At 64.5% G+C, this 17228-nt stretch carries 17 protein-coding genes; 4 read left to right on the top strand and 13 right to left on the bottom strand.

Annotation, left to right across the window (positions count from 1 at the left end; translation table 11 throughout):
* Positions 1–115: 115 nt before the first annotated feature.
* The 5 genes from WC739_RS07635 to WC739_RS07655 all read right to left on the bottom strand — a co-directional run bounded on the left by WC739_RS07635 (position 116) and on the right by WC739_RS07655 (position 4847).
* The gene (locus tag WC739_RS07635) at positions 116–517 is read right to left on the bottom strand and encodes a hypothetical protein (protein WP_372952416.1); all 402 of its coding nucleotides are present in this window, start codon (positions 515–517) and stop codon (positions 116–118) included.
* Between the two features lie 55 nt (positions 518–572).
* Positions 573–2231: a peroxidase family protein gene (locus WC739_RS07640; protein ID WP_372952417.1), complete on the bottom strand. Its 1659-nt coding sequence runs from the start codon at positions 2229–2231 to the stop codon at positions 573–575.
* A gap of 99 nt (positions 2232–2330) precedes the next feature.
* Positions 2331–3233 carry a DMT family transporter gene (locus tag WC739_RS07645; RefSeq protein ID WP_372952418.1) on the bottom strand — a complete coding sequence of 301 codons (903 nt, stop codon included), beginning with the start codon at positions 3231–3233 and terminating at the stop codon, positions 2331–2333.
* Between the two features lie 122 nt (positions 3234–3355).
* The gene (locus WC739_RS07650) at positions 3356–4054 is read right to left on the bottom strand and encodes a TIGR00730 family Rossman fold protein (protein WP_372952419.1); all 699 of its coding nucleotides are present in this window, start codon (positions 4052–4054) and stop codon (positions 3356–3358) included.
* Between the two features lie 40 nt (positions 4055–4094).
* Entirely contained in the window at positions 4095–4847 is a 753-nt protein-coding gene (locus WC739_RS07655) for a hypothetical protein (protein ID WP_372952420.1), read from the bottom strand.
* A gap of 287 nt (positions 4848–5134) precedes the next feature.
* Here WC739_RS07655 and WC739_RS07660 point away from each other — a divergent pair, with 287 nt between their 5' ends.
* The 4 genes from WC739_RS07660 to WC739_RS07675 all read left to right on the top strand — a co-directional run bounded on the left by WC739_RS07660 (position 5135) and on the right by WC739_RS07675 (position 8729).
* The gene (locus tag WC739_RS07660; RefSeq protein WP_372952421.1) at positions 5135–5707 is read left to right on the top strand and encodes a rod-binding protein; all 573 of its coding nucleotides are present in this window, start codon (positions 5135–5137) and stop codon (positions 5705–5707) included.
* A gap of 89 nt (positions 5708–5796) precedes the next feature.
* Entirely contained in the window at positions 5797–6222 is a 426-nt protein-coding gene (locus tag WC739_RS07665) for a hypothetical protein (RefSeq protein ID WP_372952422.1), read from the top strand.
* Between the two features lie 73 nt (positions 6223–6295).
* Positions 6296–6817: a hypothetical protein gene (locus WC739_RS07670; protein ID WP_372952423.1), complete on the top strand. Its 522-nt coding sequence runs from the start codon at positions 6296–6298 to the stop codon at positions 6815–6817.
* 268 nt (positions 6818–7085) lie between these two features.
* Positions 7086–8729, top strand: a complete 1644-nt coding sequence (locus tag WC739_RS07675) for an MFS transporter (protein ID WP_372952424.1) — start codon at positions 7086–7088, stop codon at positions 8727–8729.
* Positions 8730–8756: 27 nt separating this feature from the next.
* On the opposite strand, the gene WC739_RS07680 is transcribed toward WC739_RS07675, so the two are convergent.
* The 8 genes from WC739_RS07680 to WC739_RS07715 form a co-directional block, all read right to left on the bottom strand.
* Positions 8757–9125, bottom strand: a complete 369-nt coding sequence (locus WC739_RS07680; RefSeq protein WP_172348751.1) for a cupin domain-containing protein — start codon at positions 9123–9125, stop codon at positions 8757–8759.
* A 3-nt stretch (positions 9126–9128) separates the two neighbouring features.
* Positions 9129–10514, bottom strand: a complete 1386-nt coding sequence (locus tag WC739_RS07685; protein WP_372952425.1) for an NAD(P)/FAD-dependent oxidoreductase — start codon at positions 10512–10514, stop codon at positions 9129–9131.
* Positions 10515–10538: 24 nt separating this feature from the next.
* Positions 10539–11654 carry an ABC transporter ATP-binding protein gene (locus tag WC739_RS07690; RefSeq protein WP_372952426.1) on the bottom strand — a complete coding sequence of 372 codons (1116 nt, stop codon included), beginning with the start codon at positions 11652–11654 and terminating at the stop codon, positions 10539–10541.
* A complete protein-coding gene (locus WC739_RS07695; protein ID WP_372952427.1) occupies positions 11651–12448 on the bottom strand; it encodes an ABC transporter permease in 798 nt (265 codons plus the stop codon). The genes WC739_RS07690 and WC739_RS07695 overlap by 4 nt, the downstream gene beginning before the upstream one ends.
* Positions 12448–13317: an ABC transporter permease gene (locus tag WC739_RS07700; RefSeq protein ID WP_372952428.1), complete on the bottom strand. Its 870-nt coding sequence runs from the start codon at positions 13315–13317 to the stop codon at positions 12448–12450. Before WC739_RS07700 ends, WC739_RS07695 begins: the two co-directional genes overlap by 1 nt.
* A 25-nt stretch (positions 13318–13342) precedes the next feature.
* Positions 13343–14419, bottom strand: coding sequence for an extracellular solute-binding protein (locus WC739_RS07705; RefSeq protein WP_372952429.1), 1077 nt, complete (start codon positions 14417–14419; stop codon positions 13343–13345).
* A gap of 37 nt (positions 14420–14456) precedes the next feature.
* Complete coding sequence (locus tag WC739_RS07710) at positions 14457–15116, bottom strand: helix-turn-helix domain-containing protein (protein WP_372952430.1); 660 nt, start codon at positions 15114–15116, stop codon at positions 14457–14459.
* Positions 15117–15275: 159 nt separating this feature from the next.
* Positions 15276–17057: a chloride channel protein gene (locus WC739_RS07715; protein ID WP_372952431.1), complete on the bottom strand. Its 1782-nt coding sequence runs from the start codon at positions 17055–17057 to the stop codon at positions 15276–15278.
* Positions 17058–17228 lie beyond the last annotated feature (171 nt).

Consider the following 17228-nt stretch of genomic DNA (forward strand, 5'->3'; position numbering starts at 1 on the left):
TCGCGCGCGGCATCGAACTGGCGGCGGAGTCCGGCTGAGCGCCGCGGCGACACCCGGCGCGACGTCTGCGCCAAACCAGTGCGGCGGTGCAGGACAAACAACCGCTATGGGACTTTCACTTGCAGCGGGACATCACGTAGTCGCCAAGCCGCTTGTGATAGGCACTCAAGCGGTTCTTCTTCTTTTGCTCGCCGGTGCCGTCGTTCGGATCGGTCTTGTAATGGTCGGGAAAAGTGTAATCCTCCCCCGGCCCCTCCGCCGGTGCAATCGTGGCGACCGTTTCCTCGACGTCGCCCGTGAAGGGAAATGCGATATTGACGACAAGATCTTCGTCGAACGACGGGACGATCTTTAACTCGTCCCAGGTCTTGTCCTTTGGCGTCATGAAACCACGCAATATCGCTTTCATCTGTAACTGATCATTGTTTCTGAAGACCGCTTGTTTGCTCGGGTCCTTGATCAAATCCCTGATGAATTCGCCAAGAGCCTCGAACTGCACGTCCTTGAATTTCGCCATTTCATTTCCCCTCCAACTGGAAACCGACGCCCGTCCGTGCGGGCCTACTGCAATCCTAGATGCCGATCAGGCCGGCAAGAACCTCATCAGGTGTTTTTTCAGGATCATTGAGACCGATTAGTCCTGCCAGTGTCTTCGGCTCCGGATCCAGGATGAACCTGCGCGGCATCAAGTCGGCATCGATGGCCTTGAACAAGGCCGAAGCGACCGTTGCAGCCACCACATACGAACCAACCGGTCCAAGGTGGGCGCCGTCATCGCCGAGTACGGAAGCCTCCTGGATGATGTAGTAGGAGAGCGGCGTCTCGCTCAGGAAGCCCGGATATCTTTGCAAGGCCGTCCGAAGCCGGCCGGCATTGTAGACATACCGATTGGCGCAGGCTGCGGTTGGAAGCATGGCATCGCCCTGCAAGATTGGAACCGCAATGCCGCTGCCGCTTAAGGCGGTGCCCAGCGCGGCCGCCACGTCCTGCCCCGAAGGCAAGCCCAGATCATAACACCGCCAGCAATCCATGAAGGCGACCGGGCGCGGCATACCGTTCAGTTCCGCGCTGAGACTTGCATTCGTCAGTTCCTTTGACAGGAACGGCGAGATGCGACGGGCAGTTTGGGCCTTTGACGGACTGTCGACCGACACGAAACGGCTCCAGTCCACGATCCAGTTTTCGGGAACCGGAATATCGCCTTTCGGACGCAGGCTGGAAAAGGACAGCATCTTTCGCAGATTGGCGGGTTGTTCGACCGAAGTATCATTAACGACATAGAACTGTCGGACCATTGCATGGGCAAACCGCGATGCGCCGAAGGTGAATTCCAATGGCAGCGCGCTGAACGCCGAAAGCGTCGAGACGCCTCGACCTCGAAAATCCTCGCCATCGAAGAAATAGTCCCATATCTCGGGTTCCAGGATCCTGCGCATATAGTCGTTGACGACCACGGCGCGATAAACCGAAGTCAGGTAGAGCCTGGCGCGCCTGTAAGCTTCGCCGGGATCCGCCGTGGCGTTTGCCAACAGCAGGTCGACGATCCTGTTGTGGATGCACATGAGCGTGCAGAGCAGTTGCGACAGGACCAGATTGTCGTCGTTTCGGGGGTCGGCCACCAAGGGCCTGTAGGGCGATCGCCGGCCCTCGACAGTGATGAACCGACCCGACATGTCGATGCGCGGCAGATCGCGGCCACGTATGCTCGCGCGATCGACGGGAAGCTTGCTGTCCTTCATGCACGGCAGGCCGATCGGAAATCGGCATGCAGACATGTCCGCGCCGTCTGGAACATCGTAGAGGTGGGCATCGACGACCGGACCACGCCCATAGAGACCAGACAGGTCGAGCCCCTGCGAGGATGCATTTTTCAGGTGATGGATCTTGCCGTTCGGATTGGGCAAGCCGAAAATCTCGCTGAACACCATGTCGTGAAAGACGAATTGGCCGAAATAGGTAAAGCCGGCCGGCGTCGGGCCGAGATCATGGTCTTCGAGGCCGTCGATCGGACCTACCATCTCCGTGGTGATGTCGAGCAGGGCCGCCTTGGTGCGGTCGATGTCGGTCTGCGCCTCGGTGGCCGGGAACAACGCGATCGGCATGTCGGCCAGGGAGGGGAACAACCGGCTGCCCTGCAAGGTCGGCTTGTCGTTCAGCCCGTGGTCGAGCCCCTGGTTCGACCGGTTGGGAATGTTGGCGGCTTCATAGGAGGACGTTTCACCATGGAGCATCGGAGCACCCTCGTTTTCCGGGCAGTGAATGCGGCCAGGCAAGCAGCTTGGCACGAATCGGTGAGCAGCAACAGATACCCTTCATGGCCTGCAAATGGCTCATGGGGTGGACGCATCGAGCTTCTTGCCCACGGACATGGCCGCGAACAGCACGCAGGACAGGATGACACCGGCTCCCAGGAAACCGTGCGGCGAAAGTCGCTCGCCCAGCAGCGCGGCAGCGGAAATGGCGGCGAATACGCCTTCGCCGCTGCAGATCACGGCCGCGTGGGAGGAGGTGGTGTAGCGCTGCGCCGAGCTCTGCAGGCAAAAGCCGATGGCGGTCGAGAACACGCCGAGCATGACGAGTTCGGGCCATGCCGCAAGGATCGTCCGCAAGCTCATCGTGCCCTGCAAGGCGAAGGGCAGCGTTGCGACGGCCGTGCCCAGAAACTGTGAGGCGGCCGTTGCCAGGGGGCGGCCATGCTTCTGGACGTGACGCCCAAGCTCGACCGTCCAGACCGCAAAACAGATCGCGGTCAGGATGGCGAAGGCATCGCCGAACGTGGCTGAGCCGGTGAAACCGCCGGCCAGCAGCGCCGATCCGAAGACAGTGAGAATGGCGATCACCAGGATCAACGCACTTGGACGCTCCCGCATGATTACCCACGCGGCGATGGGCGTGATGACAGTGGAGACGCTGATGAGAAGGCTCGAGTTCGTCACCGTCGTGCCTGCATAGGACATCTGCTGGATGACGCAGCCGAGCGCAAACAGCAGGACGACCCTGGCCACGCTCGGGAACCAGCCGTCGCCGCTTGTGGCACTGCCCTCGCGCATCGCAAACGGCAGTGTCACGGCCCCTGCGATCACGCTGGTGAGGAAGACCACGGCCACGGGATCGAGATGGGCCAGAATGGTCTTGTGGCAAACGTTTCCCAGGCCCCAGATGATTGCGGCGAGCAGAAGCAGGGCATTTGCTTTGAATCTGGACATGGTTGATCTCATCGCCGCGACGGGCAATGGCTCCAAAGCGTGTGGGCGGGTTTGCCGGCGAACGTCGGATGCGCCACCTCGACTCCTCGTCAAGTCTGGACCCGCGCCGCTATGCTATGGCTGTGCTTTCCCTGGTGATGAGCCGGAGATCATCCGATGCCGGCGGTCGGTACATGCGATCGACGCAGGACCGGGATGGTCGGCAGCAGGACGGGTTTCGGGGTTTCGGTCTGTTCGAATGCGACGCCGCGCTGGAGGAGCGGAAGGATCGCTTCGGGGCTTGCCGACACCAGGTGCGTGCAACGCGCCGGCCCGCTCATGAAGCCGGCCTCGGCCATGGCGTCGAAGACGCCCAGAAGCGGCGACCAGAAATCGTTGAAATTCGCAAACACCAGCGGCTTGCAATGCCTCTCCAGTTTGCGAAGGGTCATCACTTCGGTCAGTTCTTCGACCGTACCGATCCCGCCGGGCAACGCTATGAAGGCATCGGCGTAGGCGAACATGAGTTGCTTGCGGATGCTCATGTCCGGAACCGTGATGACCTGACATCCGGCCGCCAGCATGTTCATCCGCTCGACGAGGAACTGTGGCGTGATCGCAATGACGGTGCCGCCCGTTTCTGCGGCGGCAACCGCTACCTGGCCCATCAAGCCGTCGCGGCCGCCGCCATAGACGAGGCGAATGCCGGCCGCGGCGATGGACTGGCCGAGGATGCGCGCGCTTCGGGCATGGTCCGGGTCGCTGCCCAGCATCGCGCCGCCGAAAACGCAAACGGTGCCGATGCGTCTCTGCATGGGATAGGTGCGATCGATCTCGTCGACGGGGTTTCCGGATGATGAGCCAAACATGAATGGTTCCTCCAAAGTTGAGCTGGAATTCCAACGCCGGTCAGGCCGTTGTGCGATCGTGGCTGGCGCTCGACCGCAGCAAGAGCAGGTCGGCCCAGGACCACAGCAGGTAGCAGCAGAGGAGAGTGGGCGCGGTCGACCAGTGCTGCTGCCCCCCGCCATCGATTTGAAACAGCAAGGCGGAGATCCCGTAACCGGCGGCGGCCAATGCCGGCAGCCGGCTGAGGAGGACCATGAGACGGAATGGATCCGAGCTGTATGCGCCGAGTGTTAGGACCCGGGCATCTGCAGCCTGGAACGCGCTGCCGAACTTGCCAAGGGAATGGAGCAGGCCCGATGTCAGGGCGAGAAAAGGGTGGCCAAGCTCGAGCAGCGCCAGACCGAGCCAAATGGCGCCGACCCCAGACAGGAAGTCACCGAGGCAAACCATGTTCTTTCGGGGCACGGGTCGCCCGCTCCAGGCGCGGTGGTAGACCTCCCCGCTGACAAAGAATACGCCGGTCGCCGAGGTCATGGCGATCGACGCAAAGTCGCCTGTCAGGGAGTGGCCTATCGCGGCCGTCGCATTCGCCCAGGCGAACTCGCCGCCATCCCTTGTGGCAAGGACCTGCACTGCGACGCCCTGACTGAAACCAAGCAGGTTCCCAATGTTGTAGGCGCCGCCCGGGCCGGTCATTCTCTCGACGAGTGCTCCGCGCAGGGCTTGCAGACGGAGCGTCAGGGCCGTCGCCGGGCGACGGGTCGAAGCTCGGGCCGGGGCGGCAAAGGCCGATGTGCCGGTGTCGTTCGTCATTTCGGGTTCCTCCGTGATGACGCATGCTTTGCGATGGCCAGCGTGATTCCAGCGTGAATCGTGACCTCGCCGGAGCAGAGGCCCAGAAGTTCCCATTCGGCTTTGCCCGGATCATCCACGCAATCGATGCGCTCTCAATATCAGCGCAGGCGCGCCTCGACCGATCCAGCATCCACCTGTTCGTTCAGCGGCGGCCGGGCTCCGCGATTGCACGGCCGCGCAAGCCTGCCACAAGCTTGTTGCGGCATTGTCCGCTGCACGGTGAACAGGCGAAAAGGCGGACCTTCTTGGCGATCTCTCCCCCCAGCGACATCGTTTTGGACGTCGCCCGCGCCGTTGACCCAACGGACATCGAAGCCGCCCGCGCCGCGCTGGCGAGGCGGGCCGGCGGCCCGGCGGCGCCGTTCGCCGTTGACAGCGCGGCTTCGGTCGATGCCGGCTCGATCCTGTCGCGCAGCACGGCGGCGACAGTGACCGCATCGGCAGACCCCGCCGGCAAGTTCAAGAAGTTCGAGGCGATGGTGCTGCAGACCTTCATCCAGAACATGCTGCCCAAGGACACCGAAGGCGTCTATGGCAAGGGCCTCGCCGGCGACATGTGGAAATCGCAGCTTGCCGAGCGCGTCGCCGACGTGATGGCCGAACGCGGCGGCATCGGCATCGCCAGATCGATGGTCGCCGACCACTATCTCGAGGGCAAGCGCGTCGTGCCTGTCGGTCCGGTTTCGGGCGGTCCGCAGAAGAGCGAGATCGATGAGCAGGACAGGCTGTCGACATCGCTCGTGCACCAGATGCAGCGCCAGGCGGCGCGGTCGATCACCGGTGACGAGCAGACCGTTACCAGGGACATCAGGATTTGAAGCACGATCCCGGGCAGTGGGACCGGCTTCGGAACCACGCCCGGCCAAGACGATAGCAAATCCGACTTCAACGAAGAGACCGGGAGTCCATGGCCGATTTTTCCGAGTTCACAGCCAACCTGCAGGAGCGCACGGCCGCTCCGGACGCGCCGGTCGCGGCGGCGCGACCCGGCAACCTCGCCGCCATCATCGGCCGTATCGAGGAGGCGGTGGAGGAGGAAACGGCCGGCCTGCGCAACGACACCGGCTACGACCTGAAGGCGTCCAACGCACGCAAGAGCCGCTATCTCTACGAATTGACCCGCGCCATCAAGGGCGGCGCCGAATTGGAATTCCTCGAACAGCACCGCGAGGGGCTGACGCGGCTGCGCCAGAAACTGGCCAGGAACGAGGCGGCGATCCTGGCTCATCTGAGCGCGGTCAACGAGGTTGCCGGCCTGCTGAAGACCGCCATCCAGCGATCGGAGGCCGACGGCACCTACTCGGCCGGCGAATTCGGCTGGGCCAAGGCATGATACCGGGCAGCGCCCCAGCCGCGATCATCGGGCGCCCGGGTAGCGCCGCCTTGCCATCGGACGGCGTTACCGGATGATCAAGGTCATCGCCATCGCCGTCTGGATCTGCGCCGCGACGCTCGGCGCGGTCTTCTATTCTTTTCAGGCTGCCGGCGAGCGCGGCGTGGGTGAAACGCCGAAACCGATGTTGGGCGGCCTCGACTACGTCAAGACCGACATCATCTCGGTGCCGCTGATCCGCGATTCCCGCATTGACGGATACTTCCTGGCCAAGCTTGTCTACACGGTGGAGCCCGAGCAGATAAAGAAACTGTCCATTCCCGCCGAGGCGCTGATCACCGACCAGGTCTATTCCTACCTCTATTCCAATCCGCAGGTCGACTTCACCAGGAAGGACACGATCGACCTCGAGGCGTTCCGTGCCGCGATCCGCGACACGATCAACGCGCGCGTCGGCGCCACGCTGGTGCATGAAGTGCTGATCGACCAGGTGAATTTCCTGTCGAAGGACGAAATCCGCGACAATGCGATACGCCGCCGGCAGAACCTGGGGACGACGGCGTCCGCGATGACCCGGCCGTTCAAGGAACATTGAGCCGCTTCTGTCAGCGCCTCCCGACGAAATTACGCGGACCTCGCCCCTGCCGGATCGCCAACGGCATAGCTGGATCTACTGGTTATGACCTGCGACAGTCCAGCGGCCGCCGCCAAGCACGACGCCGCAGGCCGGTGCGCGCCTTCCTGCCCGTCCGGGACAGCGAAGTTCGAAAGGGGTTAGCCCTTTGCGGCGCGATGCCCTACTTTGGGCAAACGATCCCGGCAAACGATTCAGCCGAATCGGCGCGGCAGGCAGGAACTGATCGATGATTGACGAAAAGCCGGAAAGCGAGGGCACCTCGGCTCTGGCGCCGTTCCGGCATGGCATTTTCCGCGCCGTATGGGGAGCGAGTCTCGTCTCGAATTTCGGCGGCCTGATCCAGGGCGTCGGCGCCGCCTGGATGATGACCACCATCGCCACCTCACCCTACCAGGTGGCGCTGGTCCAGGCCTCGACCACCTTGCCGATCATGCTGTTTGCGCTTGTTGCAGGCGCCATCGCCGACAGTTTCGACCGGCGCAAGGTGATGCTGGTCGCCCAGACCTTCATGCTGGTCGTGTCGGTGCTGCTGACCGTGTTCACCTACTGTGACCTGATCACGCCATGGACGCTGCTTGCCTTCACCTTCCTGATCGACAGCGGCACGGCGCTCAACAGCCCGTCATGGCAGGCTTCCGTCGGCGACATCGTGCCCCGCAACAAGGTGCCGGCCGCCGTCGCGCTCAACTCGATGGGCTTCAACCTGACCCGCAGCGTCGGCCCGGCGATCGGCGGCATCATCGTCGCCGCCGCCGGCGCCGCAGCGGCCTTCGCGGCCAATGCGGTGAGCTATATCGGCCTCATCATCGTCCTGGCGCGCTGGAAACCGGACCTGCCGGCCTCGACCCTGCCGCGCGAATCGCTGGGCGCCGCCATGGGCGCCGGCCTGCGCTATGTCGCCATGTCGCCCAACATTGGCAAGGTGCTGGTCCGGGGCGCCGCCTTCGGCTTCAGCGCCGGCGCGGTGCTGGCGCTGCTGCCGCTGGTGGCGCGCGACATCGTGCGGGGCGATGCGCTGACCTACGGCATCATGCTCGGCGCCTTCGGCATCGGCGCGGTCGGCGGCGCCCTGATCAGCGTGCGGCTGCGGCAGTTGCTCTCGAGCGAGACGATGGTGCGCTGCGCCTTCGCCGGTTTCGCCGTCTGTGCCTTCAATGCCGCCGTCAGCCAGCATGCCTGGCAGACCTCGCTCGGCCTGCTTGCCGGCGGCGCCTGCTGGGTGATCGCGCTATCGCATTTCAACGTCACGGTGCAGATGGCGACACCACGCTGGGTGGTGGGCCGGGTGCTCTCGGTCTATCAGACGGCGACCTTCGGCGGCATCGCGCTGGGCAGCTGGATCTGGGGCGTGGTCGCCGATGCGCATGGCGCCGAGACCGCGCTGATCGCCGCCAGCATCACCATGCTGGCGGGCGGCGCCATCGGCCTGCTGCTGCCGCTGCCGCAACAGCCGGTGCTCAACCTCGACCCCCTGAACCGCTTCAAGGAGCCGCATCTGGCGCTCGACCTGAAGCCGCGCAGCGGTCCCATCGCCATCATGATCGAATACATCATCCGCGACGAGGATGTGCCGGAGTTCCTCGCTACCATGGCCGAACGCGGCCGCATCCGCCGCCGTGACGGCGCCCGCAACTGGACGCTGGCGCGAGACCTCGAAAATCCGGCGATCTGGATCGAGCACTACCACACGCCGACCTGGATCGAATATGTGCGCCACAATGGCCGGATAACCCATGCCGACGCCATGGTCGGCGAGCGCATACGGGCGCTGCACAGCGGCGACGAGCCACCGCGCGTGCGGCGCATGATCGAGCGCCCGACCACCGCAGGCACCGCACTGGTGATGGCCAAGGGACCGATCGAACACTGATTTCGGTACGGCGCTGACGTCCGTCGATCACCCCGCCGACTGGATCATGTACAGCTTGCGCGTGGTCTCCCGGATCCGCCATTCGCCCTTCCATCCCCTCGGCAGCACGAGAAGGTCGCCTGGCCCCAGCTCACGCGCCTCGCCGTCGGCGCGGCTCACCTCCACCCGTCCGGAAATGATGTGGCAAATTTCCGACGAATCCGACCGGTCGGCGGTAAAGCGGCCAGGCGTGCACTCCCAGATACCGATATCGACGGTGCCGTCCGGTGACTGGAAAAGCGAGCGCGCCGCTTCGACCTGATCTCCCTCGATGGATGTGGGCTTGGGTGAGAACGCGCCGATATCGGCCTTGGCGAGATCGTGGAAGGTCGAAAGATCGATCAAGTTGGACTCCATGGATCAGTGACCCGTAATGCTGTCGGCGAGCGCGGCCAGTCGCGACGTATGCGCAAGTCCGGCGGCCTCGCGCCTGTCGGCGATGCGATAGAGCTGGTACATCGAATGCACGCCGAGCCAGCGGAACGGCTCCGGCTCCCATGGCCTGACCTTGCGGTTGACCCAGGGCAGCTTCGTCAGCTCCGTCTGCTGGCCAAGGATCAGGTCTGCCAGCGTGCGCCCCGAAAGATTGGAGCTCGACACGCCAAGTCCGACATAGCCGCCGGCCCAGCCGATACGGGTGGCGGGATCGAGACCAACAGTCGTGCACCAGTCGCGCGGCACGCCGAGTACGCCGCACCAGGCGTGTTCGATGCGGCAGTTCGCCGTCTGCGGCAGCAGCGTCGTCAGGATCTGATGCAGTTGGTCGATCGTGGCCTGCTGCGTCCGCCCATTGACGTCGGTGCGCGAGCCGTAGCGATAGGGCACGCCGCGCCCGCCCATCGTGATGCGTCCCTCGCGCGTACGCTGGGCATAGCAATAGGCGTGGGCGGCGTTGCCGAGTAGCTCGTGACCTTCCCAGCCGATCTGGCGCCAAAGCTCCTCCGACAGCGGCTCGGTGACGATCTGCGCGCTGTTGAGCGCGAGCCAGGTCCGTTCCTCGCCGGGTATGCCTGCAGTAAAACCCTCCGTCGCACGGATGACGGTCTCCGCCCGCACCGTACCGCGGTCGGTCGTCACTGTGCCCTTGGCGATGGACGTCACCGTGGTCTGTTCGTAGATCGGCACGCCCAGGCGCTCGACAGCGGCGGCAAGGCCGCGCACCAGCTTGGCCGGCTGGACCCGCGCCTGGCCATGGACGACGAAGCCGCCCATGACATTGCGCACATTGATGCGCGCCCGCGTCGCCGCTTCGTCCAGCATCTCGACGCGGTCCGGATCGACGTCCCAGGCGCGGATCGTTTCGCACTCCTCGCGCCCGCGTTCGAGCTGCGCCGGGTTGGTGGCCACCGTCAGATTGTCGACGCGGCGGATATCGGCATCGATCCCTTCCGCGCTCGCGACCCGGATCACCTCGTCGACGCAGCCCGCCATGGCCGCCTGCATGGCGCCCACACCTTGCCGGGTCGAGGTCTTGAGATATTTTTCGCGCGACCAGGAGAAGCCACCCGACAGCCAGCCGCCATTGCGGCCCGAAGCGCCGAAACCGGCAAACTCGCGTTCGATCAGCGCGATGCGCAGCGACGGCCTCGCCTTCTTCAGATAGTAGGCGGTCCAAAGCCCGGTATAGCCGGCGCCGACGATCGCGACATCGGCTTCGATGTCGCCGGGCAAGGGTGGCCGGGGCGCGGGAACTCCGCCCAGATCCGCATACCAGAACGATATGTCGCCGTTGCGCTTGGCTTGCATGGGATGACTTTCAGATTGATCGGATTAGGTCAGCGTCGCGTCGGCCGAGCTGTCATCGGCCAGAAGCTTGGCATCGGCGCCGTCGAAGCAAAGCTCCACCCTCTCGCCTAGGCCAAAGCTGTCGCTGGTCAGCGGCGAGCGCACGACCGCCGTGGAGCCGTCGGCGAGCCTGACTTCGTATTTCGATCCCGAGCCGAGATAGATGGCTTCGGCGATCGTCCCCGGCAGCCGGTTGGTGGTGCCTGCCGCTTCCTGGCCGGGTCGGCGTATGGCGAGTTTTTCGGGGCGTAGCAGCATGACCGGACGGGCTTCGCCGGCGATCCGGCGAGGCGCCGTCACCGTCTCGCCGGCGATGGTGAGCGCCGTGCTCGCGCCGTCGCTTCGCGCCTCGCCGCGCAGCACGGTGGAGTCGCCGATGAAGCGGCCGACGAAAAGCGTCGCCGGTTCATCGTAGAGCTCGCGGCCGGTGCCGACCTGTTCGATCCGCCCGCGATTGAACACGGCAATGCGGTCCGACAGAACCAGCGCCTCCTCCTGGTCGTGCGTCACATAGACGAAGGTGGTGCCGAGCTCGCGATGGATGCGTTTGATCTCGAGTTGCAGCCATTCGCGCAGCTTCTTGTCGAGCGCGCCGAGCGGCTCATCCATCAGCAGCAGCGGCGGGTCGAACACGATGGCGCGGGCCAGCGCCACGCGCTGCTGCTGGCCGCCCGACAGCTCGCTGGGATAGCGATGGGCGAAATCGCCCATCTTGACCATGTCGAGCGCTCTTGCCACGCGCGCCTTTCGCTCTGCCGGGCCGACGCCACGCAGCGTCAGCGGATAGGCAACGTTGCGGCCGACGCTCATATGCGGGAACAGCGCGTAGTGCTGGAAGACCACGCCGATGTTGCGCTTGTGCGCCGGCACGCCGACCACGTTCTTGCCGCCTACCAGCAGCTTGCCGCTGGTCAGATCGGTGAAGCCGGCCACGACATTGAGCGTCGTGGTCTTGCCGGAGCCGCTCGGGCCGAGCAGCGTCATGAACTCGCCGGGCTCGATCCGCAGCGAAACGCCATCCAGCGCCTTGAAGGCGCCATAGGCCTTGCTGATCGATTCGAGATCGATCGCCGCGCCCTTGGTTTCCTGTCCCGGCTTCATGGGCGTCCTTTCCGCTCCTGGCCAAGAAGAAGCATGCCTCCGCCGATCAGGATCGTGGTGGCCAAAAGCAGGATCGTGCCGACGGCGGCAACCGTCGGATCGGCGTCGCGCGTGATGGAGGAGAATATCTGCACGGGCAAGGTCTTGAGATAGGGGTTGGTGATGAACAGCGACACGACGATCTCGTCGAAAGAGGTGGCGAAGGCAAAGAGCAGGCCGGACAACATGCCGGGCAGGATCAGCGGCAGCGTCACAGTGCGAAACGCGGTCAGCGCTCCCGCGCCGAGGCTTGCCGCCGCCGTCTCGAGGCGCCTGTCGAACACTTCGAGACTGGCGGAAACCGCGATCAGCACGAAGGGAAGTGCAAGGACGGTGTGGGCAAGCACGAAGCCCAGCATCGTGCCGACGAGATGGGTGTCGAGATAAACGGCGTAGATGCCGATGGCCAGCACCACGCCCGGCACCACCATCGGCGTCAGCATCAGCATCCGCAACAGGTTGGCAGGTCCTGCCTTCATGCGATCAAGGCCGAAGGCCGCGAGCGTGCCGAGCACCGTCGCCAGTACCGCCACCACCGAGGCGACCTTCAGCGAGTTGAGGAAGCTCGACGACCAGTCCGGATTGGTGAAGAAGTTCTGGTACCACTGCCAAGAGAAACCTTGCGGCGGGAAGGCAAGCGACTTGTTCTCGTTGAACGACATCGGGACCACGACCAGCGTCGGCGCGACAAGCCATATCGCCACCAGCAGGCAGACGAGGCCGAGGATCACGCGGGTGAGCGGCTTGATCTCCATCAGCTCCGTCCTGCTTCCCGGTACCGCGAGCGCATCACGGGTGCCGCGAGCGCCAGAAGGACAAACGTGGTGACGAGCAGCACCACGCCCATGGCGCCGCCGCGGCCCCATTGCAGCAGGCTGAGCACCTGGGTCTGCACCAGCGTCGACAGCATGGTCGAGCGCGGCCCGCCTAGCAGCGCCGGCGTGATGTAGAAGCCCAGTGCCAGGATGAAGACGATGATCGCGCCGGCATAGACGCCGGGCAGCGACAGCGGCATGTAGACGGTAAAGAACGCACGCGAAGGTTTCGCACCCAAGCTTTGCGCGGCCCGCATCAGCCTGAGGTCGATGCCCTTCATCACCGAATAGAGCGGCAGGATCATGAAGGGCAGAAGCACTTGCGCCATGCCGATCACCACGCCGGTCTGGGTACGGATCAACCGGATGCCGTCAAAACCGGCCGCGCGTAACAGCGAATTGATGACGCCCGAATCCTGCAAGAGGATCACCCAGGAGAGCGTGCGCACGACGCCGCTTACCCAGAACGGGATCAGCACGCAGAGCACCAGAACGAGCCGCACGCGCGGTCCGACGGCGGTCATAAGATAGGCGTAAGGATAAGCGCAGATCACGCAGACGATCGTCACCCAGGCCGAGATGGTGAAAGTTCGCCCTAGCACCGTGAGATTGATGGGCGCGCCGAAGAACCAGACGTAGTTCTGCGCGCCCCATTGCGGTTCCGACAGGCTGCGCAGCACGATGGTGAGCAGCGGATAGCCTATCACCGCGGCAAGCAACACCAGCGCCGGCAGCGTGAGCGCGAACGGCCGCCATGCCCATCCGGCCCGTTTCGGGGTGGATGGTGTCGTCGGTTCGCGCGCGCTCACGGCCCTTGCCTTGTTGGTCAGCCGGTCAGTTGCCGGCCATCAGCGCCGACCACTTTTCCTGCGCCACCGCGAAGTTCGGAACCCAGAACTTGAAATTCTGCTTGTAGCCCTGTTTCTGGCGGTCCGGAGTGTTGGTCAGGAAGGCGGCGACGGACGCGTCGACCTTGGGCTGCGCGTCACTGTTGATCGGCGTATAGGACGTCTGTTCCGCCAGGACCTCCTGCGCATGCTTGCCGAGATAGGCATTGAGCAGCGCGTAGGATGCGTCCGTGTCCTTGACGCCGACCGGGATCGTCATCTGGTCCATCACCACCAGCCAATCCTGCCAGGCGGGCGCATATTTGGCGCCGTTCTTGACCGCGGTCATGGCGCGCCCGGTCCACATCATCAGCATATCGGCCTCGCCGGATTCGGCGAGTTGCTGCGATTCGGCACCGGTCTTCCAGAATATCGTGTCGGGACCGAGCTTGCGGACCACGTCTATGGCCTTGTCGATATCGGCCACCGTCATCGCCTTCGGATCGCCGCCGGCGACCTTGAACGCCTGTTCGAGCAAGCCGCCGGTCGGGCTGCCGGAGCCGTCGATTCCGCGCACGCCCGGGAACTTTGCCGTGTCGAAGAAGTCGGCCCAGCTCTTGGGCGGATTATCCTTGTACTTCTCGGTGTTGTACATCAGCACGACGCCATAATTCATCGCCGGCACCGAGCATTCGCCGACCTGACCTTCCGGGATTTTCGACACGTCGAGCTTCGTCAGGTCCAGCTTCTGGAACAGCTTGCCGCAATAGACGTAAGGCGGCAGGTCGTCGGTATCGACAACGTCCCAGGTGACGTTGCCGGACTCGACCTGCGCCTGCAACTTGGCGATCTCGGTCGGGCCGTCATTCAGTAGCTTGACGCCGGACTTGTCGACGAATTCCTTCAGCGCCGCCGCCTGGCCGTCCTGATAGATGCCGCCATAGGAAACGAGCGTCAGGGTCTTGCCCTTGAGCGAGCCTTCCTTCACCTCGCCCGCCACCGGCTTGTCCTGCGCGAAGGCCGCGCCTGCCACAATGCCAAGCGCCACAATGGCGCCGAGGCCTGCAAATCTCGATTTAAACATCACCAACTCTCCCATTCATGCCCGCGTTTTGATCGGACTACCTGGCCGCGAGCGGTTTCCAGGCCGTATATTGTTCGAGTTCGGCGCGCGCCGAGGTCGGCGGCGCGATGATCCACATCACTTCGGCTCGGCCGATGCCGATGTTTTCTGAGCGATGCGGTGTCGACGTCGTGTATTCGATGCTGTCGCCCTCCTCGAGCACGTGGCGCGCCTCGCCGAGCGAGACCTCGACGATCCCGCGCAGCACGACGAGCATTTCGTGGGCGTCGCCATGAGTGTAGCGATCGGGTCCGGTCGAGCCGCCAATGTCGAATTCCCCGACATAGACTTCCATGTCGCTCAGCGGCGGGCGTGACAACAGCATCTTGCGGCAGCCGTCGCTGGGCGGCAGGCTCGGCCTCTCGCTTCGTCTCAGGACGCCATGATTTTGCGCCGCGCTTTCCTCGAACAACATGGCGACGCTGACGCCAAGCGCCGAAGCCATCTGGTTGAGCGACGCGGTACTGGCCCCGGTCAGGCCGCGTTCGAGCTGGCTGATGAAACTGGCGCTGGTTCCAGTCGCCTCCGCAAGCTCCCGCAGTGACAGCCTGCGGGCGAGGCGAAGGCTCTTGAGGCGCATGCCCAGCACTTCATGTGCATCGGTCGTGGCGGGCGCGTCGCCCGTCTTTACCGAAGCCGCGCCAGAGGCCTTGCGCATGCTGTCTCCTCACTCCACTTAACAAACTGTACAGTACCACTGCACAGCTGGCAAGCCACGCCTGCCGCCAGGACCTCGCTTATGGCTGGGCCAGGCTTGCAAACGGGGAAGGTCTGTCGGCTTAAGTCAGCCGCAACCGCGGGCGAACGCGTAGGGAGCCTATCCTTCGCCCGACAAGTCCCGGCGCGCCTTGTCGAGTTCCTCGGCATAGCGTCGCATCAGATAGCCCTCGGTCAGCAGCCCGAGCACGATGCGCTCGCTGAAATCCTCGACGACGGCCAGTTCCTCGGCGCCGGCGCGCTGGAAGGTTTCGGCCGCGGCCTGCACGTTCATGCTGGGCACCAGAACCGCGTCCTTGAACCGGGCAAGCGTGCGCACTGCGACATCGCCACCGGAGGGGTCGCTATGCAATTCGGCCACGATCAGCACGCCGACATAGTGATCCCCGGGATCGACGGCGATGACGCGCTGGGCAGACCCCAGCGGCACCTCCTTGCGGAAAGTCGCCAGCGTGGTCGACGCATCGATCGTCTTGATGTCCTTGCGCATCATCGAGCCGACGGTGAGGCTGCGCATCCAGCCGACATCATGGGCACTGCGGATCGTTTCGCCGCGCAGGTGGAAGCGCCAGGTCGAGAACGAATAGCCGAAGGTTTCGCGCACCAGGATCGCCGACATGATCGAGGCGGCCAGCACGACGCCGGTGAGCGTCAGGTCACGCGTCGATTCCAGCGCCAGGAACGTCATCGTCAGCGGCCCGCCGACGACACCGACCGCAAGCGATGTCATGCCGACCACGGCGGCAACGGCGGGGTCGATCCCGGTTGCCGGCGAGACGAGCGCCATCACGCCCGCGAACACCTTGCCCAGCAGGGCGCCCAGGAAGAGCGAGGCGAAGAACAATCCGCCGCGGAAGCCCGAGCCGAGCGAGATCGCCGAGGCCGCCAGCTTGAGCACGAAGACGCCGGCCACCACTGCCAGCCCGTAGTTCATCGAGAATTCGCGATGCAGTGCGCCATGCCCGCTGGACAGGACCTGCGGCGTGACCAGTCCGAGCAGCCCGACAATGACCCCACCGATGACGGGACGCAGCGAGGCGTCGATCGACAGCTTGGCAAAGGCGCGCTCGATCAGCGTCACCAGATGCATGATGGCGATCGAGGCGCCGCCGCCGAGCAGCCCGAGCAGCAAGAACGGCACGTACTGCCCAGCGGTGAGCGCCGGCAGGCCCGACAGCTCGAGCGGAAACGGCACACCGCCGAACATCTCGGCGGTCAGCGAAGCCGAGAGCGCCGCCGTCATCACCGGCGCGACATTGGCGACCGAATAGATGCCGATGACGAGCTCGAACCCGTAGAATGCGCCGGTCAGCGGAGCATCGAAAGCCGCGGCGATGGCACCGGCAGCGCCGCAGCCCACCAGGATGCGGACATCGTTGCGGCGCAGCTTGAAGACTAGTGCCAGTCTGGACGCCAGGCCGGATCCGACCTGCGTGTAGCCGGCCTCCAGACCCACCGAGGCGCCGAAGCCGCTCGAGATCATCGTCTGGACGGCGATGATGAAGGTGTCGGTCAGCGACATGCGCCCGCCATAGAGCGCGTTGGCCTCGATCGGATCGACGGGGGTACGGAATTTGCGTATCCGCAGCCAGACCACTGACAGTCCAAGCAAGACGCCGCCGATCGCCGGCACCAGCGCCTGCATCGGATGGGCGAGCGAGAACATGGCCGACAGCCGGCCGCCCGGCTGGACGCCGAACAACAGCCCGTGCAGGTCCTGCACGATCTGGCTCATCGCCGTGACGAGGACGCCCGCCATTACCCCGACGACGCCAGCCAGGATGACCACCACGATGCCACGCGCCTCGAGCACCGGCACCCACCGGATAAGCACGGCGCGCAGCCGGCGGGCGTAGACTTCGCTATGGTTTCTGGAAGGCACCGGGGCGGCTCGCCAATATCGATGGAAGGTCCGCCTGATACGCCGGGCGAAACGCCGTGGCAACCACCATGCCGGCAGGAAGCGCCCGAGGGAACTGGCTGATCCCGGCCGCAGGCTCATCCCACCGCGAAAAAGGACAAGGCCGGGCCATGCAAATCTGTAAACTCACGG

The organism is Mesorhizobium sp. (assembly GCF_041661565.1).
Lineage (GTDB): Bacteria > Pseudomonadota > Alphaproteobacteria > Rhizobiales > Rhizobiaceae > Mesorhizobium.

Coding starts and splice junctions, on each gene's coding strand:
- WC739_RS07640 (WP_372952417.1), bottom strand. CDS start 2,231: ATGCTCCATGGTGAAACGTCCTCCTATGAAGCCGCCAACATTCCCAAC.
- WC739_RS07635 (WP_372952416.1), bottom strand. CDS start 517: ATGGCGAAATTCAAGGACGTGCAGTTCGAGGCTCTTGGCGAATTCATC.
- WC739_RS07675 (WP_372952424.1), top strand. CDS start 7,086: ATGATTGACGAAAAGCCGGAAAGCGAGGGCACCTCGGCTCTGGCGCCG.
- WC739_RS07665 (WP_372952422.1), top strand. CDS start 5,797: ATGGCCGATTTTTCCGAGTTCACAGCCAACCTGCAGGAGCGCACGGCC.
- WC739_RS07680 (WP_172348751.1), bottom strand. CDS start 9,125: ATGGAGTCCAACTTGATCGATCTTTCGACCTTCCACGATCTCGCCAAG.
- WC739_RS07685 (WP_372952425.1), bottom strand. CDS start 10,514: ATGCAAGCCAAGCGCAACGGCGACATATCGTTCTGGTATGCGGATCTG.
- WC739_RS07655 (WP_372952420.1), bottom strand. CDS start 4,847: ATGACGAACGACACCGGCACATCGGCCTTTGCCGCCCCGGCCCGAGCT.
- WC739_RS07670 (WP_372952423.1), top strand. CDS start 6,296: ATGATCAAGGTCATCGCCATCGCCGTCTGGATCTGCGCCGCGACGCTC.
- WC739_RS07695 (WP_372952427.1), bottom strand. CDS start 12,448: ATGGAGATCAAGCCGCTCACCCGCGTGATCCTCGGCCTCGTCTGCCTG.
- WC739_RS07690 (WP_372952426.1), bottom strand. CDS start 11,654: ATGAAGCCGGGACAGGAAACCAAGGGCGCGGCGATCGATCTCGAATCG.
- WC739_RS07705 (WP_372952429.1), bottom strand. CDS start 14,419: ATGTTTAAATCGAGATTTGCAGGCCTCGGCGCCATTGTGGCGCTTGGC.
- WC739_RS07650 (WP_372952419.1), bottom strand. CDS start 4,054: ATGTTTGGCTCATCATCCGGAAACCCCGTCGACGAGATCGATCGCACC.
- WC739_RS07710 (WP_372952430.1), bottom strand. CDS start 15,116: ATGCGCAAGGCCTCTGGCGCGGCTTCGGTAAAGACGGGCGACGCGCCC.